The organism is Streptomyces sp. NPDC048383 (genome assembly GCF_040651775.1).
GTDB lineage: Bacteria > Actinomycetota > Actinomycetes > Streptomycetales > Streptomycetaceae > Streptomyces.
This window is the reverse complement of record NZ_JBEZKS010000087.1, coordinates 1-25,010: the sequence shown is the minus strand read 5'-3', so window position 1 is coordinate 25,010 and position 25,010 is coordinate 1. Positions and strand designations below refer to the sequence as shown.

The following is a 25,010-nucleotide window of genomic DNA, read 5'->3' as shown; positions in this document are numbered from 1 at the left end:
CACCTTCTTCGCGCTGCTCTACCGACTGCTCGTGACCCGGGAGACCGGTCCGCGCCTGCCCACGCTGCTCCTCGCGGTGCGGGCCCGTCCGCGTTCACCTGTACCGGCTCAGACCGCCAGCAGCGTGCGCACCCGGTCCGCCCCCACCGCGAGGAGCAGCGTGGGCAGGCGCGGACCGGTCTCCCGGGTCACGAGCAGTCGGTAGAGCAGCGCGAAGAAGGTGCGCTGGGCGACCTTGAGCTCGGGCGTCGGCTTGGCGTCGGGCTCCAGCCCGGCCATGACCTTCGGCACGCCGTAGACGAGCGTGGTCAGCCCGTCGAGGGACCAGTGGGTGTCGAGGCCGTCCACGAGCATCCGCAGCGACTGCCGGGCCTCCTCGTCGAGCGAGGACAGCAACTCGGTGTCGGGCTCCTCGCGGACCAGGGTGCGCTGGTCGGCCGGGACCTGGGTGGTGATCCAGCTCTCGGCGCGGTCCAGGCGCGGCCGTACCTCGTCGAGCGAGGTGAGCGGCTGCTCCGGGTCGAGGTCGCTGAGGATGCGCAGGGTCTGCTCGTCGTGCCCGGCGGTGATGTCGACGACCGACGCGAGGGTGCGGTAGGCCATCGGGCGCGGGGTGCGGGGCAGCTCGTGCGAGGCGACGCGGACGGCGCGGGTGTGCGCGGCCGCGTCGGCCGGGAGCACGGAGCCGTCGGCGACCTTGCCCTCCAGCTTGTCCCACTCGTCGTACAGGCGCTGGATCTCCTGGTCGAAGGCGATCTTGAACGACTGGTTCGGCTTGCGGCGGGCGTAGAGCCAGCGCAGCAGCTGCGGCTCCATGATCTCCAGCGCGTCGGCGGCCGTCGGGACGCCGCCCTTGCTGGAGGACATCTTCGCCATGCCGGAGATGCCGACGAACGCGTACATCGGGCCGATCGGCTGCTCGCCGCCGAAGATGTGCACGATCTGGCCGCCGACCTGGAACGACGAGCCGGGCGAGGAGTGGTCGACGCCGGAGGGCTCGAAGATGACGCCCTCGAAGGCCCAGCGCATCGGCCAGTCGACCTTCCAGACGAGCTTGCCCCGGTTGAACTCGCTGAGCTTGACCGTCTCGGTGAACGCGTCCTCGGCGCAGACGTAGGTCAGCTCCGTGGTCGCGTCGTCGTACGAGGTGACCTTGGTGAAGTCCTTGCCGCATTCGGCGCAGTACGGCTTGTACGGGAAGTACCCGCCCTCGCCGGCGCTGCCGTCGTCCTCGGCGGCCGCGCCGGAGCCCTCGGCGGCCTCCAGCTCGGCCTCGTCGACCTGCTTCTGCTGGGGCTTCTTGCCCGGCTTCTGCTTGGTGCGGTACTGGTCGAGGACGGCGTCGATGTCCCCGCGGTGCTTCATCGCGTGCAGGACCTGCTCGCGGTAGACGCCGGAGGTGTACTGCTCCGTCTGGCTGATCGGGTCGTACTCGACGCCGAGCTCGGCCAGCGCCTCGACCATGGCGGCCTTGAAGTGCTCGGCCCAGTTCGGGTACGCGGATCCGGCCGGGGCCGGGACCGAGGTCAGCGGGCGGCCGATGTGCTGCGCCCACGACTCGTCGATGCCGGGAATGCCGGCCGGCACCTTGCGGTAACGGTCGTAGTCGTCCCAGGAGATGAGGTGGCGGACCTCGAAGCCCCGGCGGCGGATCTCGTCCGCGACCAGGTGCGGGGTCATGACCTCGCGCAGGTTGCCCAGGTGGATCGGGCCCGAGGGGGAGAGTCCGGACGCGACGACGACAGGTTTGCCGGGTGCTCGGCGCTCCGCCTCGGCGATGACCTCGTCCGCGAAACGGGAGACCCAGTCGGTCTCGGTGCTGCTCTGAGCCACGACACGTCCTTCTACTCGAATGCTGGCTTCAGCCATTCTCCCAGACGGAGGGGAGCGCTCCGGGGTTGCTTCCGCTCCTTGGTGTCCCGCTGATATCCCGCGAGGCCTTCGGCGCCCGCGTGGGATACTCGGCACTTGTCGGAACACCCAAGTGCGTCCTCACGTGCAACCTCACAGGAACGGCAGCTCATGGCCTCGGTCCCTTCCCTCGCTTCTTCCGTCGATCAGCGCGTCGCGGACGCCCTTGCCTCCGCCCTGCCGGAGGCCGGTGCGACCGACCCGCTGCTGCGACGTAGCGACCGGGCCGACTTCCAGGCCAACGGGATCCTCGCGCTCGCGAAGAAGGCCAAGGCCAACCCGCGCGAGCTGGCGACGACCGTGGTCGAGGCCATCGCGACCGGTGACCTGATCCGGGAGATCGAGGTCTCCGGCCCCGGCTTCCTGAACATCACGATCACCGACCGGGCGATCATCGAGACCCTCGCGGCGCGCGCCGCGGACGACCGCCTCGGTGTCGCGCTCGCGGCGAACCCGGGCACGACGGTCATCGACTACGCCCAGCCGAACGTCGCGAAGGAGATGCACGTCGGCCACCTGCGGTCCGCCGTGATCGGCGCCGCGATGGTGGAGATCCTGGAGTTCACGGGCGAGACCGTGGTGCGTCGCCACCACATCGGCGACTGGGGCACCCAGTTCGGCATGCTGATCCAGTACCTGCTGGAGCACCCGCACGAGCTGGACCACAAGTCGGACGGGGAGGTCTCCGGCGAGGAGGCCATGTCCAACCTGAACCGGCTGTACAAGGCCTCGCGCGCCGTCTTCGACTCCGACGAGGAGTTCAAGACGCGCGCCCGGGCCCGCGTGGTCGGCCTCCAGGCCGGCGACCCGGAGACGCTCGCCCTGTGGCAGCGGTTCGTGGACGAGTCGAAGATCTACTTCTACTCCGTCTTCAACAAGCTGGACATGGACATCCAGGACGCGGACGTCGTCGGCGAGTCCGGCTACAACGACATGCTGGTGGAGACCTGCAAGCTGCTGGAGGACTCGGGCGTCGCCGTCCGCTCCAACGGCGCGCTGTGCGTGTTCTTCGACGAGTACAAGGGCCAGGACGGCAACCCGACCCCGCTGATCGTCCAGAAGTCCGACGGCGGTTTCGGCTACGCGGCGACCGACCTGTCCGCGATCCGTGACCGCGTCGGCAACCTGAAGGCCTCGACGCTGCTGTACGTCGTCGACGCCCGTCAGTCCCTGCACTTCAAGATGGTCTTCGAGACGGCCCGCCGCGCCGGCTGGCTGAACGACGAGGTCGAGGCCGTCCAGCTGGCCTTCGGCACCGTCCTCGGCAAGGACGGCAAGCCGTTCAAGACCCGTGAGGGCGAGACCGTACGGCTCGTGGACCTGCTCGACGAGGCCGTGGAGCGGGCGACGGGCGTGGTCCGCGACAAGGACGCGGAGCGCGGGCTGCTCACCGAGGAGGAGATCGTCGAGAACGGCCTCCAGGTCGGCATCGGCGCGGTCAAGTACGCGGACCTGTCGACCTCGGCCGCGCGGGACTACAAGTTCGACCTGGACCAGATGGTCTCGCTGACCGGCGACACGTCCGTGTACCTCCAGTACGCGTACGCCCGCATCCGGTCCATCCTGCGCAACGCGGGCGACCGTTCGCCGGTGGCCCACCCGGAGCTGGAGCTGGCGCCGGCGGAGCGGGCGCTGGGTCTGCACCTGGACGCGTTCGGGGCGCTCGTGGAGGAGGCGGCCGCGGAGTACGCGCCGCACAAGGTGGCCGCGTACCTGTACCAGTTGGCCTCGCTGTTCACGACGTTCTACACGGAGTGCCCGGTCGTGAAGCCGCAGCCGGAGCTCGTGGTCGGTGAGAACCGGCTGTTCCTGTGCGAGCTGACCGCCCGCACCCTCAACAAGGGCATGTCCCTCCTCGGGATCCGCACCCCCGAGAAGCTCTGACACCGGCCCGGCGCACGGCCGGGTGAACTCGCGCACGGCCCCGGCACCCCTGCTCACTCCGCCGGGGCCGTACGCATTTCTGATTTCCATATCTCCCCGCCGGCTCCTTCCGGCTCACTAACCTGGGCGCGTTCCAAGGGGTTTGGGGTGGGTCCGGGCATGCGTTCGGAGCCCGGGGAGGAAAGAACATGCAGCTCAAGCGCATGGCCGTGGCGGCCGCCGCGGCGGTGGCGGGTCAAACACTGCTGATGGCGGCGCCGGCGATGGCCGAAGACCACCCCTCGGTGACCGTGCCGGACGCCTTGCCGGCGGGGGACGGGGCCGCGGAGCCGGAGGAGGCGGCGGAGGCCGCGCCGGCGGCGGCGGCGCCGGTCGAGGCGGCGGCGCCCGCGCCGGCAGCGGCGCCGGTCCCGGTCCCGGTTCAGGTCCCGGTTCAGGCCGTACCGGCCCAGGCCCAGGCCGGCCGGGCAGCACCGCCGGCGCCGACTTCGGAACCGTCCTCGGCATCGGCGGGATCGGCGGAATCGGCCGAGGAGACGTCGTCGGACCGGCTCCTGATGGGGCCCGAGGTCACCGTCCAGGGCATCCCGCAGGGCGGTTTCCCGGCCGACGGCAGTTGGACGCCGCTCACGGTGACCGTCGACAACTCGGGGCACGTGGCCGTGCCCGGCTACACGGCGGAGCTGGGCGTGGCGCAGGCCGCGGGGGCGTTCACGTCCGCCCACGTCAAGGTCGAGTACCGGACGGCCGAGGGTGTCTGGCGGGCGGCGGCGCCCGTCGACGACCCGGACGCGGCGCCCGCCCTGGGCTACGTCCTGGGCACCTCGGCGGCGGTGCCGGCCGGGCAGGTCCGCACGATCGACGTACGGATCAGCTTCGCGGCGGACACCCCGGTCGTGCTGTTCGACCTGACGTCGGACGGGAGGAGCCGGGTCGGCAACTCGACCGGTACCTCCCCCACGTCCTCGTACCCGACCCGGATCACCGGCGCGGCCGGCGGCGACGAGGACCCGGTCCACGTCGTGGGCCCGGCGCTGACGGTGAGCGGCGTACCGGAGAGCGTGCGGGCGGGCGGCGACTGGACGAACCTCTCGGTGCGCGTGGACAACACCGGGAAGGGCGCGCTGGCCGCGTTCGACCTGGGACTGATCATGTCCCGGCCGGACTTCGTCGCGATGGAGGCCTCGCAGATCACGGTGGAGGTCCGGCGCACGGGCGCGGACGGGGCGCCGGCCTGGCAGCCCGTCGAGGTCCTCTCCGAGGAGGGCGGCTTCTTCTACGCGGCCGGTCTCACCCAGGGCCCGATCGCGGCCGGCGGGACCTTCGACGTCCCGGTCCGCGTCCGCTTCGCCGCCGACACCCCGACCGGCTCGGTGTCCTTCTTCTCCTGGGGCACGTCCCAGGTCGACGCCGAAACCCCCCCACCCTGGGCCGGCTCCCGCTCCCCCCGCCACCTGACCACCCTCCTGCCCCCGGCCCCCACCCCGGACGAAGACCCGGGCAGCACGCCCGGCGGAGACCCGGGCGGCACGCCCGGCGGAGACCCGGGCGGCACGCCCGGCGGAGACCCCGGCGGCACGCCCGGCGGAACTCCTGGAGGCGACCCCGGCGGCACGCCCGGCGAAGACCCCGGCGGCACGCCGGGCGGGAACCCTGGGGGTACGCCCGGTGGAGACCCGGGCGGCACGCCGGGCGGCACGCCCGGCGGAGACCCGGGCGGAACTCCAGGCGGCACGCCCGGCGGAGACCCCGGCGGCACGCCCGGCGGAACTCCTGGAGGCGACCCCGGCGGCACGCCCGGCGGAGACCCCGGCGGCACGCCGGGCGGTACTGGTGGGACCCCGGGCGGCACGCCCGGTGGCACCCCCGGCGGCAGCGCACCCGGCACCGGTGGCTCGGGGAACGCGCCGGTGCCCAACGGCGGCCTCCAGCCGATCGGCGACCAGCCGTCGGGCGAACTCGCCGCCACGGGCAGCGCCACCGGCTGGGCCCTCAGCGGCGCCGGTCTCGCCGTGGCCCTCGGAGCGGCCCTCGCCGCCGGCACGGGCCGCCACCGCCGCCGCACCACCACCTGACGCCGGCCACCACCCCCGCCACCACCCACGGCGGCCCCCAGCCACCCCGAAGTCACCCTGGGGCCGCCTCCCAGCACCCCACCCCACCCCGGGCCGCACCCCGCCCCGCCGCCCGGCCGGCGTCCAAGGGGCCACCGGCCGGACGGCCCCGTACGGCCCCGCCCCACACCCCCCGCCGGCCAGGCGCCCGTCACCCGGACGGGCCGGTTCGTCCCGCATCGTCCGGGTAGGGGACGGCCCGTCCCTCCCCCGACGGGCGGCCCGGCCGCCCCCGCGCCCATCCGGAGGCATCCGTGCCCGACATGAACGGCCCCTACAAGCCCGGCACTCCCTGCTGGATCGACCTGTTCGTCCCCGACCAGCAGGCGGCCCTCGACTTCTACTGCGACCTCTTCGGCTGGCAGGGCGAGGTCGGCCCGGCCGAGCAGGGCGGCTACTCCGTCTGCACCCTCAAGGGCAAGCCCGTGGCCGGGATCATGAAGGCGTTGAACCCGGACGGCAGCGTCCCGGACCCGTTGCCGCCGACCGTGTGGACGACGTACCTGTCCACCGACGCCATCGACTCCACCCTCAAGTCCGTCACCGACGCCGGCGGCACGGTCATGATGGGCCCGATGGGCGTCATGGACCTCGGACGGATGGCGGTCGTCGCCGACCCGACCGGCGCCGTCGTCGGGCTGTGGGAGCCCGGCACCTTCGACGGCGCGGGCATCGTCAACGAGCACGGCGCCCTCATCTGGAACGAGTTGACCACCGTCGACGTCGCCGCCGCCGCCGCGTTCTACGCGTCGGTCCTGCCCGTCACCACGGCCGCGTCCGAGATGCCGGGCACCGAGGGGTACACGGAGTTCAAGGTCGGCGGGCGCGCGGTCGCCGGCCTGATGGGCCCCGACAACCTGCCGCCCGGTACGCCGCCCCACTGGCTGCCGTACTTCCACGTCGACAGCGTCGACGAGATCCAGGCCGCCGCCACCCGCGCCGGGGGCAACGTCATCGCCCCGGCCTTCGACATGCCAGTGGGCCGCATGGCCGTCCTCACCGACCCGCAGGGCGGCCCGTTCGCGGTGATCACGGCGACCGCCCCGGAGCAGCCGGTCTGACCCCCCGCCCCACCATGACGGGCCCCCGGGACCTCCCGGGGCCCCGCCCCCACCACCACGCCTACCGCGCGGACCGCTCGCCGATCAGCGCGGCGAGGCCGTCCAGGACGCGGCCGAGGCCGAAGGCGAACTGGAAGTCGGGCTCGTCGGAGCCCGTGAACGCGTCGGAGTCCAGCAGCCGGGTCAGCGCCGGATGCGTGTCGGGGCCGGTCATCAGGCGCAGCGTGCGCAGGTAGCGGGCCATCACCTGGTCGGGGGCGACCCCGGACTTGATGATGGCGTCCATCATGTCGGCGGCCATGGTGGCCTCGTTGCGCACCAGCCCGCCGATCAGGATGATCGCCGAGATCTTCTCGCCCTCGTCGAGTCCGGTGTCGGCCAGCGCGGCGAGCCCGCGTTCCATCCAGGCCAGCTGGTTGGGGCTGACCGGCGCCCCGGTGAGCGGGATCCGCAGGATCCAGGGGTTGGCCATCAGGACGGCGCGCTGCGCGTACGCCCACTGCGTCACCAGTTCGCGCCAGCCCGCGCCGGGGTCCCCGGCGGGTTCGGGCGGGGTGCCGACGCCGGCGTCCGACATGAGGATGTAGAGCTCCTCCTTGGCCGTGACGTACCGGTAGAGGGACATCGTGGAGACGCCGAGTTCCTTGGCGACGCGGCCCATGGACACGGCGTCGGTGCCCTCGGCGGCGGCGAGCGCGACGGCCGCGTCCACGATCTTCGTGAGGGTGAGGGTGGGTCTGGGGCCCTTGGCCGGGCGCTCGCGCAGTCCCCAGGCCACTTCCAGGCTCGCCGGGAGCCCGGTGTCCCGTGCCGGATCGTCCGCCGGTTCCCGCGTCATGGCGCCCACTCTCCCTCCTGGATCGTTGACCCACATCCTAGTTCTGTGTATTACTTACACAGAAGCGCGTAGCCCATACGCAGAAGAAGCGAAGAAGGGAGCTGGGTCCGCCATGACCACGACCGCCCTCGGCATCCACGCCACCACCCTCACCAAGTCCTACGGCGCCCTCCGCGTCCTCGACGGCATCGACCTCGCCGTCCCGCGCGGCAGCGTCCTGGCCCTCCTCGGGCCCAACGGCGCGGGCAAGACCACCACCGTGCGCCTCCTGGCCACCCTCACCACCCCCGACGCGGGCACCGCCCGCGTCGCCGGGTACGACGTCACCACCGAACGGGCCCGCGTCCGCGAACGCATCAGCCTCGCGGGCCAGTTCGCCGCCGTCGACGAGCTCCGCACCGGCGCCGAGACCCTGCGCATGATGGGCCGCCTCAGCGGCCTGAACGCCCCCCGCGCCCGGGCCCGGGCCGCCGAACTCCTCGAACGCTTCGGACTCGCCGAAGCCGCCGACCGCACCGCGAAGACGTACTCGGGCGGCATGCGCCGCCGCCTCGACCTCGCCGCGAGCCTCGTCTCACGCCCCGAGGTGCTCTTCCTCGACGAGCCGACCAACGGCCTGGACCCGCGCAGCCGCCAGGACCTCTGGGACCTCGTACGCGAACTGCGCGCCGACGGCACCACCGTGCTGCTCACCACCCAGTACCTGGAGGAGGCCGACCGGCTCGCCGACCGCGTCGCGTTGCTCGCCGACGGACGGATCGCGGCCGAGGGCACCCCGGCGGAACTCAAGTCCCGCGTCGCCGGACACCGCCTCGACCTCACCCTGGCCGACCGGAGTGCCTACGAGGCGCTGGCCCCGCGCGCGGTGCACCTCGTACCGGACGAACTCACCCTCGGCCTGCCCACCGACGGCACCGCCGCCCACGTCCGGGCCTTGCTCGACGAGCTCGACCCCGACCGCACCGGCATCGACCGCTTCACCCTGCGCACGGCCACCCTCGACGACGTGTTCCTCACCCTGACGGGAGCAGCCCCGTGACGACCCCGACCGCCTTCGCCCCGACCGCCTTCGCCCTTGCCGGCCGCAGCCTGCGCATCAGCAGCAGGCAGCCGGACGCCCTGATCACCGCCCTGATGCTGCCCGTCATGCTGATGCTGATCTTCGTCTACTTCTTCGGCGGCGCCATCGACACCGGCACCGCGTACGTCACCTACGTGGTCCCCGGCGCCATGCTGCTGTGCGCCGGCTTCGGCGCGGCGAGCACCGCCGTCGCCGTCGCCGACGACATGCGCAACGGCGTCGTCGACCGGCTCCGCTCGCTGGACGTCGGCGGCGTCCCGATCCTGGCCGGACACGTCACGGCCTCCGTGGCGCGCAACCTGCACTCCACCGCCCTCGTCCTCGCCGTGGCCCTCGCCATCGGCTTCCGCCCCCAGGCGGGCCCCCTCGGCTTCCTCGCTGCGGCCGCCCTGCTGCTCGCGTACATCATGGCCATCTCCTGGCTGGCGGCGGCGCTCGGCCTGCTCGCCAAGACCCCCGAGGCGGCCGGCGGCTTCACCTTCCTGATGATGTTCCTGCCCTACCCGTCCAGCGCGTTCGTCCCGATCGACACGATGCCCGGCTGGCTCCACGGCTTCGCCGACCACCAGCCACTAACCCCGGTGATCGAGTCCCTGCGCGCCCTCCTGCTGGACCAGCCGGCGGGCAACTCCCCCTGGGTGGCGCTGTCCTGGTGCGCCGGCATCCTCGCCCTGGCCGTCGTCCTGTCATCGGCCCTGTTCGAACGCCGCACCCGCTGACCGTCGCGCACGGGGCCCCTGCCGAACCCCGAGGTCCGGCAGGGGCCCGTCGGCTCGGCGCCGCTACAGCGGGTGGGAGTGCCGACCCGTGGCCTCGTCGATCTCGGTGTGCGCCTTCTGCAACATCTGCGACGCGAGATCCATGAGCGCACGCGCGCCGGCGATCTCCTCACCGACCCGCAGCTGTTCGGGGTCGGACGGGTGGCGCATGGCGTAGCCGCGCGCCCTCATCTCGGAGCCGTCGGCGAGCCGGAGCATCGCCGCCGCACCGGTGCGGTGGCCCTCCTCGGAGAACTCCATCTCGACATGCCATCCGACGAGCGTGGGCATCGCGGACCACCTCCACAGTCGGCCTCTCCCTCCAGGGTGCGCCCGCACGCACGCCCCCGCAACGACACGCGAAAGGCCCCCGGACCGGGATCCGGGGGCCTCACCGCACGCGCGGCCGGGCTCAGCGCTCCTGGCGCAGCCAGCCGGCGACCTCGGTCGCCCAGTACGTCAGGATCGTGTCCGCGCCCGCCCGCTTGATGCCGAGCAGGGTCTCCAGGATGGCCCGGTCGCGCTCGATCCAGCCCTTCTCCGCGGCGGCCTCGATCATCGCGAACTCGCCGCTGATCTGGTACGCCGCCACCGGTACGTCGACCTCCTGCGCGACCCGGTACAGGATGTCCAGGTACGGTCCGGCGGGCTTGACCATGACCATGTCGGCGCCCTCCTCCAGGTCCAGCGCCAGCTCCCGCAGCGACTCGCGGGCGTTGGCCGGGTCCTGCTGGTAGCTCTTGCGGTCGCCCTGGAGGCTCGACGCGACGGCCTCCCGGAACGGACCGTAGAACGCCGACGAGTACTTCGCCGTGTACGCGAGGATCGCCACGTCCTCGTGGCCCGTCTCGTCCAGCGCGTCACGGATGACGCCGACCTGGCCGTCCATCATGCCGCTCGGCCCCACGACGTGGACGCCCGCGTCGGCCTGGACCTGCGCCATCTCCGCGTACCGCTCCAGCGTGGCGTCGTTGTCGACGCGGCCGTGCTCGTCCAGCACCCCGCAGTGCCCGTGGTCGGTGTACTCGTCCAGACACAGGTCGGACATGATCACGAGGTCGTCCCCGACCTCCGTCTTCACGTCCCGGATCGCGAGCTGGAGGATCCCGTCCGGCTCGGTGCCGGCGGTGCCGAGCGCGTCCTTGTTCTCGTCGGCCGGCACGCCGAACAGCATGATGCCCGCGACGCCCGCCTCGACGGCCTCAGCGGCGGCCTTCCGCAGCGTGTCCCGGGTGTGCTGGACAACGCCCGGCATCGCGGAGATGGCCAGCGGCTCGGAGATCCCCTCGCGCACGAACGCGGGCAGGATCAGGTCCGAAGGGTGCAGCCGCGTCTCCGCGACCATGCGCCGCATGGCCGGGGTGGTGCGCAGCCGGCGGGGCCGCGAGCCGGGGAAGGATCCGTACGCGCTCATTCTCAGTCGCCTCTTCGAGCATCGACAGCAGTCGGAACCCAGCCTAGGCGCTGCCACCGCCCGTCCCCGCGCCGGACGCCCCGACCCCGAACTCGCACCACACCACCTTGCCCGGCACCCGCGCCCCGACCCCCCACCGATCGGCGACCCCCGCCACGAGCAACAACCCCCGCCCGCCCTCGGCCCCCGTGTCCCGGTTCTCGATCCGAGGCCGGCCGCCCCCGCTGTCGTGCACCTCGACCCGTACGACCTCCCCGAACCGCAGCATCCGCAACCGGTAGCCGCGCCCGGCCGGGACCCCGTGCAGCAGGGCGTTGGTCGCCAGCTCGCTCACGCAGAGCAACACGTCGTCCCGACGGCATGTGACACTCCACGCGTGCAGTGTCACCGCCGCGAACTCCCTGGCAGAGCGGACGGTTTGGCGGCTGCGGGGGTAGAACCGCTCACGCAGCAGGGCCGGATGGATTTCCACGTTCACGCGTCGATCGTGGCGGTGCGTGACTAACCTGGCGCAGTGCGGCAACCCGTACGCGACGATCAGTACGGGTTGGTACGGGTAGTTCGCGTCCACGGGCGGGGAGTTCACGGTCATGCCACCACGTAAGAGGACACGGCCCAATGCCACGGTGATGAAGATGGTCGGCGAGCAGGTTGCCGTCTGCCGCACCGCAAAAGGGCTGACACAGAAGGAATTCGGCAAGCTGGTCGGGCTCCAGGAAGAGACCATCGCCTCCATCGAGCAAGGCAGAAGGCCGCTGATGCCGGATGTGGCGGAACTGATGGACCGGGTACTCGGACTCCCCGGCGTCCTCACTGTCGCCGCGCTCAAGATGCCGCAGATCGACGTCATCCCGCCCTGGGCAGAGCCCTTGATGAACCTGGAAAAGACGGCTCAGGCCATTTCCTCGTACGAGAACCAGGTCATGCCAGGACTCCTTCAGACGCCGGCCTATGCCGAGGCGGTCTTCCGAAGTCGACTACCGCTCTTCTCGGCGGACGAGATCACGGCGCAGACCTCCGCACGCATCGACCGCCACTCCGCCCTGCGCCGGACTCAGCCCATACTGGCGAGCTTCGTAATCTGGGAGCCGGTCCTACGCTGCCCAGTCGGTGGGCGCGCCGTCCTGAACGAGCAGCTCCGACACCTGGCCACGTGCTCGCACCTCCCCGGCGTCACGGTCCAGGTTCTTCCTCTCGGCCAAGGGACCCACCCTGCTCTCGACGGCCCGTTCGTCCTCCTGGAAACAGCGGAACATCAACACATCGCGTACCTCGAAACACACCGTGGCAGCCTGGTCGTTTCCGACCTCGATGAGGTCAGCATCCTGACCTCGAAATATGCGATGCTGCGGACGCAGGCCCTCAACCCCCAGGAAACCAGGGACCTGTTGAACAAGCTGCTAGGAGATCCATGAGCACCCGACCCACGTGGTTCAAGTCCAGCTACAGCGCCAGCGAGGGCGGCAACTGCCTTGAGGTGGCCGTCACCTGGCAGAAGTCCTCACACAGCAACGGCGCAAGCGACGCCTGCGTCGAGGTCGCGACCTGCGCCTGCGCCGACACGGTCCACGTCCGGGACTCCAAGGTCACCGACGGGCCGACGCTCGCCCTCACCCCCGCCGCCTGGACCGGCCTCACCCGTTGGGTTCGTTCCTGAGCTCCCACCGCCACAGGCCGTCCGCCCGATGGTCACCCACCAGCTCCGGGCCGAGCGGTCCCACCCGCGCGTACGCCTCCCTCGTACGCGGGTCGTCGCGCAGGGACAGGGCGTAGGCGACTGCGAGCCGGGCGTCCTGATCCCCGACGTCGAGCAGCTCCATCAACGCCTCGGCGATGGCCGGCGACCGGTCGCAGCCGTGACCGGCCGCGTACACGGCCCGTTCCCTGACCTGCGGATCCTCGTCCCGAAGCAGGGCGAACAGCGCCTCCCGCTCCGCCTGCCTCAGCGGCTCCCACGCCAGCGCCTCCGCCGCAGCCGCCCGCACCCCGGCGTCGACGTCCCGTCCGAGGTCCTGCACCACCTGCGCCGTCTCGTGGTCGAGCGGCCGCAGGAACAGCGGCGGCACCCGCCGCCGCACCCTCGGGTCCGGATGCCCGGCGTACCGCAGCCCGAACGCCCGAGCCTGCGGGTGCTCCTCGGCGCAGAGCAGGTCGAGCACGAGCCCCAGAACCCCACCGTCCGGCTCCACGTCCGCCCACCCGGGGAGCAGCGCGAGCCGCTGCCTCTCGTACCAACGGGGGTGCGCGACCGCGCCGGCCATCAGGTCGCCCATGCGCAGGAAGTCGGCGACGAACGCCCGATGGGCGGGCGAGGGGTGTCGGTGGTGCTCCACCACCTGCAACCAGGTTTCCGCGCTCTTCCGCACCAGGAGAATCCATTCGACCGCCGACCTGTCGACGTGGTCCTCGTACTCGTACTTCGTCGCCCGGCCCATCAACTCCTCCACCGGCGCCAGGATCCGGAAGTCCCACTCCAACCGGGTCAGAACCGCCCCGTGACCACCCCGCACGGTCCGCCCGCCGAGGGTGATCTCCTCGACCCGGTCGAACTCGCCCTCCGCGACCTCGCCCTCCGCGACCACCTCGATCCGCGCGGGCCCCTCTGCCCCCGTCACCCGGCGCAACTCCGCCTCCGCGCCGACCTCGTACCACCGCCGAGCCACCTCCAGCAGCCGCACCCGCTCCCCCTCGGGCAGCCGCTCACGAGCCCGCTCCCCCAGGCAGGCCTCCCACACGGCCGGAGAACCACCCTCGACGGCCCGCAACAGCGGAGTCGTACCGTCCGCCGGCACCCGGTCCGGCCGCGCCCCGCCCTCGACCAACGCCCGTACGGTCTCCACCGCGAACGCGGTCACCGCCGCGCACAACACCGGCAGCCCGTCCCCGCCCACCGCGTCAGGATCCGCGCCCGCCTCCACCAACCCCCGTACGGCCTCCGCGTCCCCCACCCCCACCGCACCCACCAGCAGAGCATCCAACTCGCCCACGAGTCCCCCTCTGTCGATCCTTGCGCCGATGGTCGCCAGCCCCGGCCCCGCCGCGAGGCCGGTCCTGTCCCCCCCCGGGTGACCGGGGGCGCGGTCGGCCGCGTGCCTCGGGTCAGCCGACCGGCGACGACGACGGCACGGGAGCGGCCGAACCGGCCGGGACCGCGCGGAGGAGTTCCGCCGCCAGGCCTTCGCGCCGGATCCGCAGGTCGACGTACAACAGGCCGCTGACCAACTGCATGAAGCCGGTTTGGACCAGTTGGCCACCGATCCCGCCGACCAGCACGAGCAGGACGAAGAGGAAGAGCGCGCCGAGCGGGGGAACCCCGCCGTCGGGTACGTCGGACACCGCCGGAATCAGCGTGAACAGGGCGACGAGGTGGAACGGCAGCTGGATCAGCCACGCGACCAGCCCCGCGATGAGGCCGGCGAGCATGGTGACGCCGAAGACGCGCCACCAGTCGCCCTTGACCAGGCGCGCCGAGCGGCGCAGCGCGGTGACGGGCCCGGCCGGCTCCATGACCGCGGCGGCCGGCGCCAGGCCGAACAGCGTGGTGAGCCAGACCATCAGTGGCATGGTGAGGATCAGGAGGAACGGCAGCAGTACGACCGTCCCGGGTGCGGAATCGTCCGAGGCGCCGGCGCCGGCGATGGTCATGGGCAGCCAGACCGCCATGACGACGAGCATCGGGGCGGCGGCGATCAGTCCGCCGAGGACGACCGTGCCGGCCACCGCGGGTGCCCGCCGCCAGGTCGCCCGCCACAGCGCGCGGAAGGCGACGGGACGGCCGAGGACCGCGTTGCGCAGGACGGTCTGGTGGAGCGAGACCGAGAGCGCCAACGACGTGATTCCGAGAACGACCAGCAGGAACAGGAGCGTGGCACCCGCGAGGAGGATCGGAGTCAGATGTTCGCGATCCGGCGCCCGGCCGTCGGTCGCGTCGAAAACGGGGGCGACGTGCTCGTGCACCGCGGCGAAGGCGATGCCCACGGCGGCGACGACGATCAGCAGCCAGATGCCGTGGACGGCCAGGAAGACGCCGCCCAGTTGCTTCCAGTAGCGGCCGAGGGTCGAGAACGACCCGCTGATGATGTCGCCCGCACCCAGCGGCCGCAGCGGGATCACTCCGGGCTTGGCGGTCGGGGGCGGTGGATATCCGCCCCAACCGCCGTGATGTCCGGATCCCCATCCTGGATTCTGCGTCATTCGGTTTCCCCCGTCGTGCCGCCTCGATGAAACGCACAACGTATCCCAGCTGCTCAGGGGCCTTTCGGGCGGTGGGCGCCCGTCCGAACGGGGCACCCCCGCCAACGAAAAGGGGCCCGAGCGCATCCCGCGCCCGAACCCCTCCGCACCACCCGCATCCGGCCGCAGGCCGGCCCGTCTAACGCGCTCACGTCGTACGACGCCGCCGCGCCCCCGGCCGACGCTCGCTCGGCCGGGCCACCGACTCCCCGGCGGCCTTCGCGGCCTCCCGACGAGCCTCCCCGTAAGCGGCCAGCGCCTCCGCCAGCTTCGACACCGACGGCTCCGGAGACAGCACGTCCACCCGCAGCCCGTGCTCCTCCGCGGTCTTGGCCGTCGCCGGCCCGATACACGCGATGACCGTCACGTTGTGCGGCTTGCCCGCGATCCCGACCAGGTTCCGCACGGTGCTCGACGAAGTGAAGAGCACGGCGTCGAACCCGCCCCCCTTGATCGCCTCGCGCGTATCGGCCGGCGGCGGCGACGCCCGCACCGTCCGGTAGGCGGTGACGTCGTCGACCTCCCAGCCCAGCTCTATCAACCCGGCCACCAGCGTCTCGGTGGCGATGTCGGCGCGCGGCAGGAACACCCGGTCGATCGGGTCGAAGACCGGGTCGTAGGGCGGCCAGTCCTCCAGCAGCCCGGCCGCCGACTGCTCACCGCTCGGCACCAGGTCCGGCTTCACACCGAACTCGACCAGCGACGCCGCCGTCTGCTCGCCCACCGCGGCGACCTTGATGCCGGCGAACGCGCGCGCGTCGAGCCCGTACTCCTCGAACTTCTCCCGCACCGCCTTGACCGCGTTGACCGAGGTGAAGGCGATCCACTCGTAGCGGCCCGTGACGAGCCCCTTGACCGCCCGCTCCATCTGCTGCGGGGTGCGCGGCGGCTCCACGGCGATCGTCGGCACCTCGTGCGGCACCGCGCCGTACGAACGCAGCTGGTCGGAGAGCGAAGCGGCCTGCTCCTTCGTACGCGGTACGAGGACCCGCCAGCCGAACAGCGGCTTCGACTCGAACCAGGCCATCTCCTCGCGCCGCTCGGCGGCGCCCTGCTCACCGACCACGGCTATCACCGGGCGCGCGCCCTCCGGCGACGGGAGCACCTTGCCCTGCTTGAACACCTGGGCGATCGTGCCCAGCGTCGCGCTCCAGGTGCGCTGCCGGGTCGTCGTACCGCCGACGGTCACCGTCAGCGGGGTCTCCGGCTTGCGGCCCGCGGCCACCAGCTCGGCGGCCGCGGCCGACACCGTCTCCAGCGTCGCCGTGACGACGAGGCGGCCGCCACTGGCGCCCGCCTCGCTCCAGCACTGCGCCGACGCGTGCCGGGCGTCCACGAAGCGGACGTCCGTGCCCTGCTCCCCGCGCAGCGGGACACCCGCGTACGCGGGTACGCCGACGGCCGTGGCGACACCGGGCACCACCTCGAAGGGGATCCCCTCCGCGGCGCAGGCCAGCATCTCGCCGGACGCGTTCCCGTCGAGCCCGGGGTCGCCGGTGACGGCTCGGACGACCCGCCTGCCGGACCGTGCGGCCTCCATGACAAGATTGGCGGCGTCGCGGATCACCGGGACCCCGGCGGCGGCTGACACTTCGTCAGCAACCGTCAGCTGCGGCGTGTCGATGCCCGCCCGCGCGTGGGTCCGTACGACGTCGAGCACCTCGGGCTCGGCGATCAGTACGTCCGCGGCGGCCAGCGCCTCCACGGCGCGCAGCGTCAGCAGACCCGGGTCGCCGGGGCCGGCACCGAGGAAGGTGACGAGTCCGTGGGCGGCGACGACCGGAAAAGCGGAGGTGGTCGGACGTGAGGGGTTCAAAGCGATCGCTCCCCCATAAGACCGGCCGCGCCCTTGGCCAGCATCTCGTCCGCGAGTTCGCGGCCGAGCGCCATGGCCTCGTCATACGACTGGGGCACGGGTCCGGTGGTGGACAGCTGCACCAGCGTCGAGCCGTCGAGGGTGCCGACGACGCCGCGCAGGCGCATTTCATTGACAATCTGCCCCTCGACCAGGGGGTCCCCCCACTCGAGCGGAGCCGAGAGTGGGGGAAGGTCGGCGAGCGCGCCCACGGGTGCGCTGCAGCCGGCCTCCAGGGCGGCGAGCAGGGAACGCTCGGCGGTCACGGCGGCCCGGGTGTGCGGGTCGTCGAGTTCGCCGAGCGCGGCGATGAGGGCCGCGTCGGAGGCCAGGCACTCCACGGCCAGGGCTCCCTGGCCGGGAGCGGGCAGCACACAGTCGACGGCCAGCAGGTCGGTCGCCTCGTCGCCGCGGCCGAGCCGGTTCAGGCCGGCGGCGGCCAGCACGACCGCGTCGAGCTCACCGGCGCGGACGAACCCGATCCGGGTGTCGACGTTGCCGCGGATGGCGACGGTCTCGATCCGCTTGCCCAGGCTCCTGGCGTACGCGTGGAGCTGCGAGGTGCGCCGCGGCGAACCGGTACCGATCCGCGCGCCGTCGGGCAGCTGCTCGAAGGTCAGGCCGTCGCGGGCGACGAGCGCGTCGCGCGCGTCCTCCCGCTTCGGCATGGCCGCGATGACCAGGTCGTTGGGCTGCGCGGTCGGCAGGTCCTTCAGCGAGTGCACGGCGAAGTCGACGTCGCCCCGCACCAGCGCCTCGCGCAGCGCGGTGACGAACACGCCGGTGCCGCCGATCTGCGCGAGGTGCTCCCGGGACACGTCACCGTAGGTCGTGATCTCCACGAGTTCCACGGCTCGGCCGGTGACCGCCCGGACCGCCTCGGCGACGTGCCCGGACTGGGACATGGCCAGCTTGCTCCGCCGCGTTCCGAGCCTGAGGGGCCGGTCGGGACGTGTGTTCATGATGCCCGTCCTGGGTCGTCGTTCTTCGGATCGGCCGCGTCCGCCCGGCTGACGGAAGCCACCGTCTGAGGGTCGAGGTCGAAGAGTTCGCGCAGCGCCTCCGCGTACCCGGCGCCGCCGGGCTCGCTCGCGAGCTGCTTGACGCGCACGGTCGGCGCGTGGAGGAGCTTGTCGACGACGCGGCGCACGGTCTGGGTGACCTCGGCCCGCTGCCGTTCGTCGAGATCGGGTACCCGTCCGTCGAGCCGCGCCACTTCCATGGCGACGACCTCGGCGGCCATCGCCCGCAGGGCGATGACGGTGGGCGTGATGTGCGCGGCCCGCTGGGCGGCCCCGAACGCGGCCACTTCCTGGACGACTATCCCACGTACGGCGTCCACGTCGGCCGCCATCGGGGCGTCGGCGGAGGTCTCCGCCAGCGACTCGATGTCGACCAGCCGGACCCCGGGGATCCGGTGCACGGCGGCGTCGATGTCCCGCGGCATGGCCAGGTCCAGCAGCGCCAGGCGTACGGGGGCGCCGTCCGCCCGGCTGCGCGCGGTCCGGCGGGGCTGCCGCGTAGCGGTGGCCCCGCCCTGGTCGGCCCAGGTGCCGTGCAGTTCGAGCGAGCCCGCGTCGACGCCGGTCAGCGCGGCCCGGCCGTCACCGGCGGGCACGTCCGGGCCCAGCGGGCAGCCGTCGGGCTCGGCGGCCGGGATGGTGCGTACGGCGCCGGCGTCGGCGATGCGCCGCCCGGCCTCCGCGGCCGCGACCAGCCGGGCCAGTACGTCGCCGGCGGCGGACTCCGCGACCCGCACCCCCACGGCCGGCGCGCCTACGGCCCGCGCCCCGACGGCCTGCGTGGGGGCGCCGACCGGCAGGAGCTCCACCGCCGGGTCGCCGGACACCGCGGCGAGCACGTCGTCCGCGCTCAGCACCAAACCCGTCGCGCCCGTACAGGACACGACGACGTCAACACGTGTCAGTTCCTCGGCCACCGCGCCCATGGTCACGGCCCGCGCCGTCACACCGGTGCCCGAGGCAACCAGAATCTCGGCGAGACGCTCCGCCCGCTCCGCGGTCCGGTTCGCCACCGCGATGTCGGCGACGCCCACCCGGGCCAGCGTGGCGGCGGCCAGCGAGGACATCGAACCGGCGCCGATCACCAGCGCCCGCTTGCCCGCGGCCCACTGCCCGACCGGCTCGCGCACGGCGAGCTGCTCCAGCCCGAACGTGACCAGCGACTGGCCGGCCCGGTCGATCCCGGTCTCCGAGTGCGCCCGCTTGCCGACCCGCAGCGCCTGCTGGAACAGGTCGTTGACCAGCCGGCCGGCGGTGTGGAGCTCCTGCCCCAGCGCCAGCGCGTCCTTGATCTGGCCGAGGATCTGCCCCTCGCCGACGACCATGGAGTCCAGTCCGCACGCCACCGAGAACAGGTGGTGCACCGCCCGGTCCTCGTAGTGGACGTACAGGTAGGGGGTCAGCTCCTCCAGAGCCACCCCGCTGTGCTGGGCCAGCAGCGTCGACAGTTCGGCGACGCCGGCGTGAAACTTGTCCACGTCCGCGTACAGCTCGATGCGGTTGCAGGTGGCCAGGACGGTCGCCTCGGCCGCCGGCTCCGCGGCCAGCGTGTCGTGCAACAGCTTGACCTTGGCATCGGCGGACAGCGAGGCCCGCTCCAGCACGCTCACCGGCGCGCTGCGATGGCTCAGGCCGACTACGAGCAGGCTCATGCCGGCATCACCGCCGGGACGTCGCCCTCGGGGCCGCCCTTGCGCGCGGCCGCGGCGGCCCGCCCGGCGGGCGGCACGACGGCGGCGGCCGGCGCGGCCCCCGTACCGGTGGCCGGGCCCGCGAGCTCCTCGGCGGCGGCCGCCGCGCCCTCGCCGGCCTTGCGCTGCTCGTGGAACGCGAGGATCTGCAGTTCGATCGACAGGTCGACCTTGCGCACGTCGACGCCCTCCGGCACGGACAGCACCGTCGGCGCGAAGTTCAGGATGGAGGTGACGCCCGCGGCGATCAGCCGCTCGCTCACCTGCTGCGCGGCGCCGGCGGGCGTCGCGATGACCCCGATGGAGACGCCGTTGTCCTCAATGATCTGTTCGAGCTCGTCGGTGTGCCGCACGGGCATGCCGGCGACCATCTTCCCGGCCATGGCGGGATCGGCGTCGATCAGCGCCGCCACGCGGAACCCGCGGGAGGCGAAACCGCCGTAGTTGGCCAGGGCGGCGCCGAGGTTACCGATGCCGACGATGACGACCGGCCAGTCCTGGGTCAGGCCGAGCTCGCGGGAGATCTGGTAGACGAGGTACTCGACGTCGTAGCCGACGCCCCGGGTACCGTAGGAGCCGAGGTACGAGAAGTCCTTGCGCAGCTTCGCCGAGTTGACTCCGGCGGCGGTCGCGAGTTCCTCGGAGGACACCGTGGGCACCGATCGCTCGGAGAGCGCGGTGAGGGCACGCAAGTACAGCGGAAGCCGGGCGACAGTGGCCTCGGGAATACCTCGGCTGCGGGTCGCCGGTCGGTGAGTTCGGCCAGTTGCCACGATGCTCCTGCGGGATGAGCGGGGCTGCAGGCGGCCTCTTGTCCCAGGACCGCCCCGTCGAATGCAGGCTATGTCTTTGTGAACGCGTGCACAAAGATTGTGTCCGCTTTGTCCGGCCAAAGTGACCGGGGTCACGCGGGCCGTGCGACCGGGACCGGAACCGAGAACGGGCCGAACCCGTTCAAATCCAGAAGGGGGCAAAACCGTGCACACTCCTCATCAATACGCCCCCGTGTCCCCATAAATCGCCCACGATGGTAACGGCCGGCGAGGTCAGGCCCCCAACGCCCGCCGCAGCCGGTCCGGGTTCACCCTCCAGAAGGTGTGCTGCTCGCCGTCGACGAGCACGACCGGAATCTGTTCCCAGTGCAACCGGTACAGCTCCTCGTCCTGCGAGATGTCCTTCTTCTCCCACTGCGCCCCCGTCTCGGCACAGACCTTCTCGATCACCTCCTGGGCCTCGTCACAGAGGTGACATCCGGGCTTCCCGACCAGCGTGACCATCCGCTCGGCGGGACGCTTCTTTTCCTTGCGGCGCAGCAGAGGACTCATGTCCTCATTGTCCCGCGCCGGGGCACGGGCCCCGAACTGTTAACCACCCCGTATGCCGGCGGTTCGGGAAGTCCCGAACACAATGGCTATGCTCGCGTCATGGCCGCTCTGGGATGGCTCACCCCCCGTAGGCGCTCCGCCACCGCGCGGAGCGTGCTGGCAGGCGAGGCCTCGGCCGAGGCCGCCCGCAAGACCGCGCAGGCCGAAGCGCCACCGTTCCCCACGGCCGTCGAACCGGAAGCGGAAGTCGGCGCTCCCGTCGAGCCCGAGTTCCCGGTCCCCGGCGACGACCTCGCCGCGGCCTTCTTCGACCTCGACAACACCGTCATGCAGGGCGCCGCGATCTTCCACTTCGGTCGCGGCCTCTACAAGCGCGAGTTCTTCCGCCGCCGCGAACTGGCCCGCTTCGCCTGGCAGCAGGCCTGGTTCCGGCTCGCCGGCGTCGAGGACCCCGAGCACATGCAGGACGCCCGGGACAGCGCCCTGTCCATCGTCAAGGGCCACAAGGTCTCCGAGCTGATGTCGATCGGCGAGGAGATCTACGACGAGTACATGGCCGAGCGGATCTGGCCGGGCACCCGCGCCCTGGCCCAGGCCCACTTGGACGCCGGCCAGAAGGTGTGGCTCGTCACCGCCGCCCCCGTCGAGACCGCCACGATCATCGCCCGCCGGCTCGGCCTTACCGGGGCCCTGGGCACCGTCGCCGAGTCCGTGGACGGCGTCTACACCGGCCGACTGGTCGGCGAGCCCCTGCACGGTCCCGCCAAGGCGGAGGCCGTGCGCGCCCTCGCGGCCGCCGAGGAACTCGACCTCGGCCGCTGCGCGGCGTACAGCGATTCGCACAACGACATTCCGATGCTGTCGCTGGTCGGACATCCGTATGCGATCAATCCCGATACGAAACTGCGCAAGCATGCCCGGACCCACGACTGGCGACTGCGCGACTATCGGACCGGCCGCAAGGCCGTGAAGGTCGGCGTCCCGGCGGCCGCCGGGGTCGGCGCGATCGCGGGCGGCACGGCCGCCGCCATCGCCCTCCACCGCCGCCGCAAGTAGCGGCGCCGGGCCGGGGGCCGGTTCCGGCCCGCCCGGCGTTCATTCGCTCACCTCTACCCGCGCCTCCGGCGCGGCACTCCGACCTGCCCCACTCGGTCGTGAGCCTCTGCGGAAGCTTCCATTCCGCGCACCCAAGCGATCAGGAATCGATCACCAATCAGGCCTGAATATGCCCTGGACACGCAACAGAAGTGTCGGAACCGGTGATTTAGACAACTGGGTGTAGCGCTGCCTGTACGAAGCGTTATTCTCCTCAAACGCATGCCACCGCCCATCTGTCGCCACGACGGGTGAACGGTCCCGCACTGCACGTGATGGAAGCTCTGCCTCTGGGAGTCCCGTGTACCCACCTGTCGGGGTTGACGCCTCGGGCCTGGCTACGCTGCGCGCAACGGTCCTCGACCACCTGCGTGGCTTCGTCCCCACCGCGTACGCCGTCCCCGCCTTCGCCGCCGTACCCGCCGGCCTCGGCCCGGCCGGTCCTTGCTACGCCCTGACCGACGGTGGGGCGACGGTGGGCAGACGCGGTCGCGCGGGCTCCGGATCGGCCGGCTCCACCGGCACGACCGCACCCGTCCACCGCCGCCCCACCGCGGACAGCGACCAGGCCCGCATGATGGACCTGGTCGAACGCGCCCAGGCCGGCGAGGCCGACGCCTTCGGCCGGCTCTACGACCAGTACAGCGACACGGTGTACCGCTACATCTACTACCGCGTCGGCGGCAAGGCGACGGCGGAGGATCTCACCAGCGAGACCTTCCTGCGCGCGCTGCGCCGCATCTCCACCTTCACCTGGCAGGGCCGAGACTTCGGTGCCTGGCTGGTGACCATCGCGCGGAACCTGGTGGCGGACCACTTCAAGTCCAGCCGCTTCCGCCTGGAGGTCACCACCGGCGAGATGCTCGACGCCAACGAGGTGGAGCGCAGCCCCGAGGACTCCGTCCTGGAGTCCCTCTCCAACGCGGCCCTGCTGGAAGCCGTGCGCAAACTCAACCCCCAGCAGCAGGAGTGCGTCACCCTGCGCTTCCTCCAAGGCCTCTCGGTCGCCGAAACGGCCCGGGTCATGGGGAAGAACGAGGGCGCCATCAAAACGCTCCAGTACCGGGCGGTCCGCACCCTGGCCCGCCTGCTCCCGGAAGACGCCCGCTGACGCACCCGTCCCATCCGGCCCATCCGACCCGTACGTCCACCGCGTACGACCACGCTCCACAAGACAACACTCAACGACGACACGACCTCACCCCCGGTGACCCCTCGATGACGCTGTGGTCCGATCATCCTTCGTCCGTAACCCAAGTGCCGCGCCGCTCGTTGTGCGGAATGCAGGCTCCCTGTGGACACGCCCTGCCCGAAGCCGCTCACCCGAAAGTGTGGATGTGCTCAAGGCAGGCAACCTTCCGGACACCTTGGGGAGTCGATCGTCATGACGAGAGGAGGTGCCGCCAGTGATCGCGAACGTGACTCCGCACCGGCGGGCGAACGCCTTCGCCCAGGCCCTGGAGGATCGGAAGCCATCCGATCTTTCAGAACCGGACCCGGTGGCCGAGCAGTCCGAGGCACCTGCCGAACCTGCCGACCACGACCGGCTGTTGGCCCTGGCGAACGCGCTCGGCGAAAGAATGCCGCGCCCGGCGCTGGATCCCGAGGTCAAAGTGGTGCAACGAGCCCAGCTCGTCGCCGCCATGGAGGCCATGGTGAAGGAGGAGAGGGCCGGGGGCGGTGCCGCCGCGGACCCTCTGGTGCCCGAACAGCGGACCGGCCGCGGCGCCCACCGGGCGACGTCGCTCCGGAGATTGCGGCCCCGCTCCCGCTGGTCCAAGGGCATCGCAGCGGGAGGCCTCACCGTGGGTGTGGCCGCAGGGGCCTTCAGCGGAGTGGCCGCTGCCAGCACGGACGCCCTGCCCGGTGATTCCCTGTACCCGATCAAACGGGGCATGGAGGATCTCAAGCTGGGCATGGCCGACGAGGACGCGGACCGGGGTGAGCTCTACCTCGACCGGGCCTCGAACCGGCTGTCCGAAGCCCGCCGCCTGATGGAGAGGGGCCGGACGGGAGTACTCGACCACGAATCCCTGGGTGACATCCGCCGTGCCCTCGCGGGCATGAAGCACGACGCGGAACAGGGCCACCGGCTGCTCCAGGCCGCGTACGAACGGGACGGCTCGCTCGGCCCCATCCAGACGCTGTCCTCGTTCTCCCGCTCCCACCGCGACGCCTGGGGCAAGCTCCGGGAGAAGCTCCCGGCGCAACTCACCGACGTCGGGGGCGAGGTCGAATCGGTCTTCCAGGCCATAGACGCTGACGTCGCCCCGCTCCAGGGCCTGCTGCCCAAGCCCCCGGAGCAGACCCGCGGCGGCCGCCCGTCGACCGGCTCGGCCACACCGAGCACCCCGGCGACCGGCAAACAGCAGACCGCTCCATCGGCTTCGAGTACGCCCTCATCGGCGCCCGCGGCCACCCCGACGCCGTCCACCGGCAGCCGTACCCCGGAACCCACCGGTGGCGGCCTCCTGGGCGGTACGGGCGACCTGCTGAACCCGCCGGCGGGGGGACAGGCCCCTCCGGGCACGTCCGCCCCGGGGACCCCCGAGCTCCCCCAGCCGGACATCACCCTCCCGCCCCTCCTCCCAGGCCTCCTCCCGGGTCTGGGCCTCAACAGCGAGGACGCGGAACAGTAAGGGAGAGGGGGGGGGGGCCCCCCCCCGCCCCCCCCCCCCCCGGCGGCCCCCCCCCCCCCCCCCCCCCCCCCAAAAAACCACCCCCCCCC

General features: G+C 72.2%; 22 protein-coding genes. 10 read left to right on the top strand and 12 right to left on the bottom strand.

Translation table 11 applies throughout. The features are described 5' to 3' along the window. Nucleotides 1-108: 108 nt before the first annotated feature. Complete coding sequence (gene lysS / locus AB0D46_RS36155; protein ID WP_362884027.1) at nt 109-1,869, bottom strand: lysine--tRNA ligase; 1,761 nt, start codon at nt 1,867-1,869, stop codon at nt 109-111. Nucleotides 1,870-2,022: 153 nt separating this feature from the next. On the opposite strand from lysS, the gene argS reads away from it, so the two are divergent. The 3 genes from argS (at nt 2,023) to AB0D46_RS36140 (ending at nt 6,970) form a co-directional block, all read left to right on the top strand. Further along, on the top strand, nt 2,023-3,795 hold the full coding sequence (argS, locus tag AB0D46_RS36150; RefSeq protein WP_362884025.1) for an arginine--tRNA ligase: 1,773 nt from the start codon (nt 2,023-2,025) through the stop codon (nt 3,793-3,795). Nucleotides 3,796-3,983: 188 nt separating this feature from the next. After that, nucleotides 3,984-5,870 carry a hypothetical protein gene (locus AB0D46_RS36145; RefSeq protein WP_362884023.1) on the top strand — a complete coding sequence of 629 codons (1,887 nt, stop codon included), beginning with the start codon at nt 3,984-3,986 and terminating at the stop codon, nt 5,868-5,870. Nucleotides 5,871-6,172: 302 nt separating this feature from the next. After that, nucleotides 6,173-6,970, top strand: coding sequence for a VOC family protein (locus AB0D46_RS36140; protein WP_362884031.1), 798 nt, complete (start codon nt 6,173-6,175; stop codon nt 6,968-6,970). 61 nt (nt 6,971-7,031) lie between these two features. Here AB0D46_RS36140 and AB0D46_RS36135 read toward each other — a convergent pair whose 3' ends face one another. Continuing rightward, nucleotides 7,032-7,808, bottom strand: coding sequence for a TetR/AcrR family transcriptional regulator (locus tag AB0D46_RS36135; RefSeq protein WP_362884021.1), 777 nt, complete (start codon nt 7,806-7,808; stop codon nt 7,032-7,034). A gap of 112 nt (nt 7,809-7,920) precedes the next feature. Between AB0D46_RS36135 and AB0D46_RS36130 the strand changes: the two genes are divergently transcribed. Both AB0D46_RS36130 and AB0D46_RS36125 read left to right on the top strand, forming a co-directional pair. After that, nucleotides 7,921-8,847: an ATP-binding cassette domain-containing protein gene (locus AB0D46_RS36130; RefSeq protein ID WP_362884019.1), complete on the top strand. Its 927-nt coding sequence runs from the start codon at nt 7,921-7,923 to the stop codon at nt 8,845-8,847. Further along, a complete protein-coding gene (locus AB0D46_RS36125; protein WP_362884017.1) occupies nt 8,844-9,608 on the top strand; it encodes an ABC transporter permease in 765 nt (254 codons plus the stop codon). The genes AB0D46_RS36130 and AB0D46_RS36125 overlap by 4 nt, the downstream gene beginning before the upstream one ends. Nucleotides 9,609-9,671: 63 nt before the next feature. Here AB0D46_RS36125 and AB0D46_RS36120 read toward each other — a convergent pair whose 3' ends face one another. The 3 genes from AB0D46_RS36120 to AB0D46_RS36110 all read right to left on the bottom strand — a co-directional run bounded on the left by AB0D46_RS36120 (nt 9,672) and on the right by AB0D46_RS36110 (nt 11,653). After that, nucleotides 9,672-9,938 carry a DUF1876 domain-containing protein gene (locus AB0D46_RS36120; protein WP_362884015.1) on the bottom strand — a complete coding sequence of 89 codons (267 nt, stop codon included), beginning with the start codon at nt 9,936-9,938 and terminating at the stop codon, nt 9,672-9,674. A gap of 121 nt (nt 9,939-10,059) precedes the next feature. After that, a complete protein-coding gene (hemB, locus tag AB0D46_RS36115) occupies nt 10,060-11,061 on the bottom strand; it encodes a porphobilinogen synthase (RefSeq protein WP_362884013.1) in 1,002 nt (333 codons plus the stop codon). 43 nt (nt 11,062-11,104) lie between these two features. Next, the gene (locus AB0D46_RS36110; RefSeq protein WP_362884011.1) at nt 11,105-11,653 is read right to left on the bottom strand and encodes an ATP-binding protein; all 549 of its coding nucleotides are present in this window, start codon (nt 11,651-11,653) and stop codon (nt 11,105-11,107) included. 37 nt (nt 11,654-11,690) lie between these two features. Between AB0D46_RS36110 and AB0D46_RS36105 the strand changes: the two genes are divergently transcribed. Further along, nucleotides 11,691-12,476, top strand: a complete 786-nt coding sequence (locus AB0D46_RS36105; protein WP_362884029.1) for a helix-turn-helix transcriptional regulator — start codon at nt 11,691-11,693, stop codon at nt 12,474-12,476. Beyond that, on the top strand, nt 12,473-12,718 hold the full coding sequence (locus AB0D46_RS36100; protein WP_362884009.1) for a DUF397 domain-containing protein: 246 nt from the start codon (nt 12,473-12,475) through the stop codon (nt 12,716-12,718). The genes AB0D46_RS36105 and AB0D46_RS36100 overlap by 4 nt, the downstream gene beginning before the upstream one ends. On the opposite strand, the gene AB0D46_RS36095 is transcribed toward AB0D46_RS36100, so the two are convergent. From AB0D46_RS36095 to AB0D46_RS36065, 7 genes are all read right to left on the bottom strand, one after another. Next, nucleotides 12,696-14,048, bottom strand: a complete 1,353-nt coding sequence (locus AB0D46_RS36095) for a HEAT repeat domain-containing protein (protein ID WP_362884007.1) — start codon at nt 14,046-14,048, stop codon at nt 12,696-12,698. The genes AB0D46_RS36100 and AB0D46_RS36095 overlap by 23 nt on opposite strands. A gap of 112 nt (nt 14,049-14,160) precedes the next feature. Continuing rightward, the gene (locus AB0D46_RS36090) at nt 14,161-15,255 is read right to left on the bottom strand and encodes a hypothetical protein (RefSeq protein WP_362884005.1); all 1,095 of its coding nucleotides are present in this window, start codon (nt 15,253-15,255) and stop codon (nt 14,161-14,163) included. Between the two features lie 187 nt (nt 15,256-15,442). Next, nucleotides 15,443-17,110 carry a uroporphyrinogen-III synthase gene (locus AB0D46_RS36085; RefSeq protein ID WP_362884003.1) on the bottom strand — a complete coding sequence of 556 codons (1,668 nt, stop codon included), beginning with the start codon at nt 17,108-17,110 and terminating at the stop codon, nt 15,443-15,445. Next, nucleotides 17,107-18,111 carry a hydroxymethylbilane synthase gene (gene hemC, locus AB0D46_RS36080; protein ID WP_362884001.1) on the bottom strand — a complete coding sequence of 335 codons (1,005 nt, stop codon included), beginning with the start codon at nt 18,109-18,111 and terminating at the stop codon, nt 17,107-17,109. The genes AB0D46_RS36085 and hemC overlap by 4 nt, the downstream gene beginning before the upstream one ends. Next, nucleotides 18,108-19,823, bottom strand: coding sequence for a glutamyl-tRNA reductase (locus AB0D46_RS36075; RefSeq protein WP_362883999.1), 1,716 nt, complete (start codon nt 19,821-19,823; stop codon nt 18,108-18,110). The genes hemC and AB0D46_RS36075 overlap by 4 nt, the downstream gene beginning before the upstream one ends. Beyond that, on the bottom strand, nt 19,820-20,635 hold the full coding sequence (locus AB0D46_RS36070; protein WP_362883998.1) for a redox-sensing transcriptional repressor Rex: 816 nt from the start codon (nt 20,633-20,635) through the stop codon (nt 19,820-19,822). The genes AB0D46_RS36075 and AB0D46_RS36070 overlap by 4 nt, the downstream gene beginning before the upstream one ends. 273 nt (nt 20,636-20,908) lie before the next feature. Next, a complete protein-coding gene (locus tag AB0D46_RS36065; RefSeq protein WP_362883996.1) occupies nt 20,909-21,187 on the bottom strand; it encodes a glutaredoxin family protein in 279 nt (92 codons plus the stop codon). 99 nt (nt 21,188-21,286) lie between these two features. Here AB0D46_RS36065 and AB0D46_RS36060 point away from each other — a divergent pair, with 99 nt between their 5' ends. The 3 genes from AB0D46_RS36060 to AB0D46_RS36050 all read left to right on the top strand — a co-directional run bounded on the left by AB0D46_RS36060 (nt 21,287) and on the right by AB0D46_RS36050 (nt 24,921). Continuing rightward, complete coding sequence (locus AB0D46_RS36060) at nt 21,287-22,243, top strand: HAD-IB family hydrolase (RefSeq protein ID WP_362883994.1); 957 nt, start codon at nt 21,287-21,289, stop codon at nt 22,241-22,243. Between the two features lie 340 nt (nt 22,244-22,583). Then, complete coding sequence (locus AB0D46_RS36055; RefSeq protein ID WP_362883992.1) at nt 22,584-23,393, top strand: ECF subfamily RNA polymerase sigma factor, BldN family; 810 nt, start codon at nt 22,584-22,586, stop codon at nt 23,391-23,393. Nucleotides 23,394-23,688: 295 nt separating this feature from the next. Then, nucleotides 23,689-24,921, top strand: coding sequence for a DUF5667 domain-containing protein (locus AB0D46_RS36050; protein WP_362883990.1), 1,233 nt, complete (start codon nt 23,689-23,691; stop codon nt 24,919-24,921). Nucleotides 24,922-25,010 lie beyond the last annotated feature (89 nt).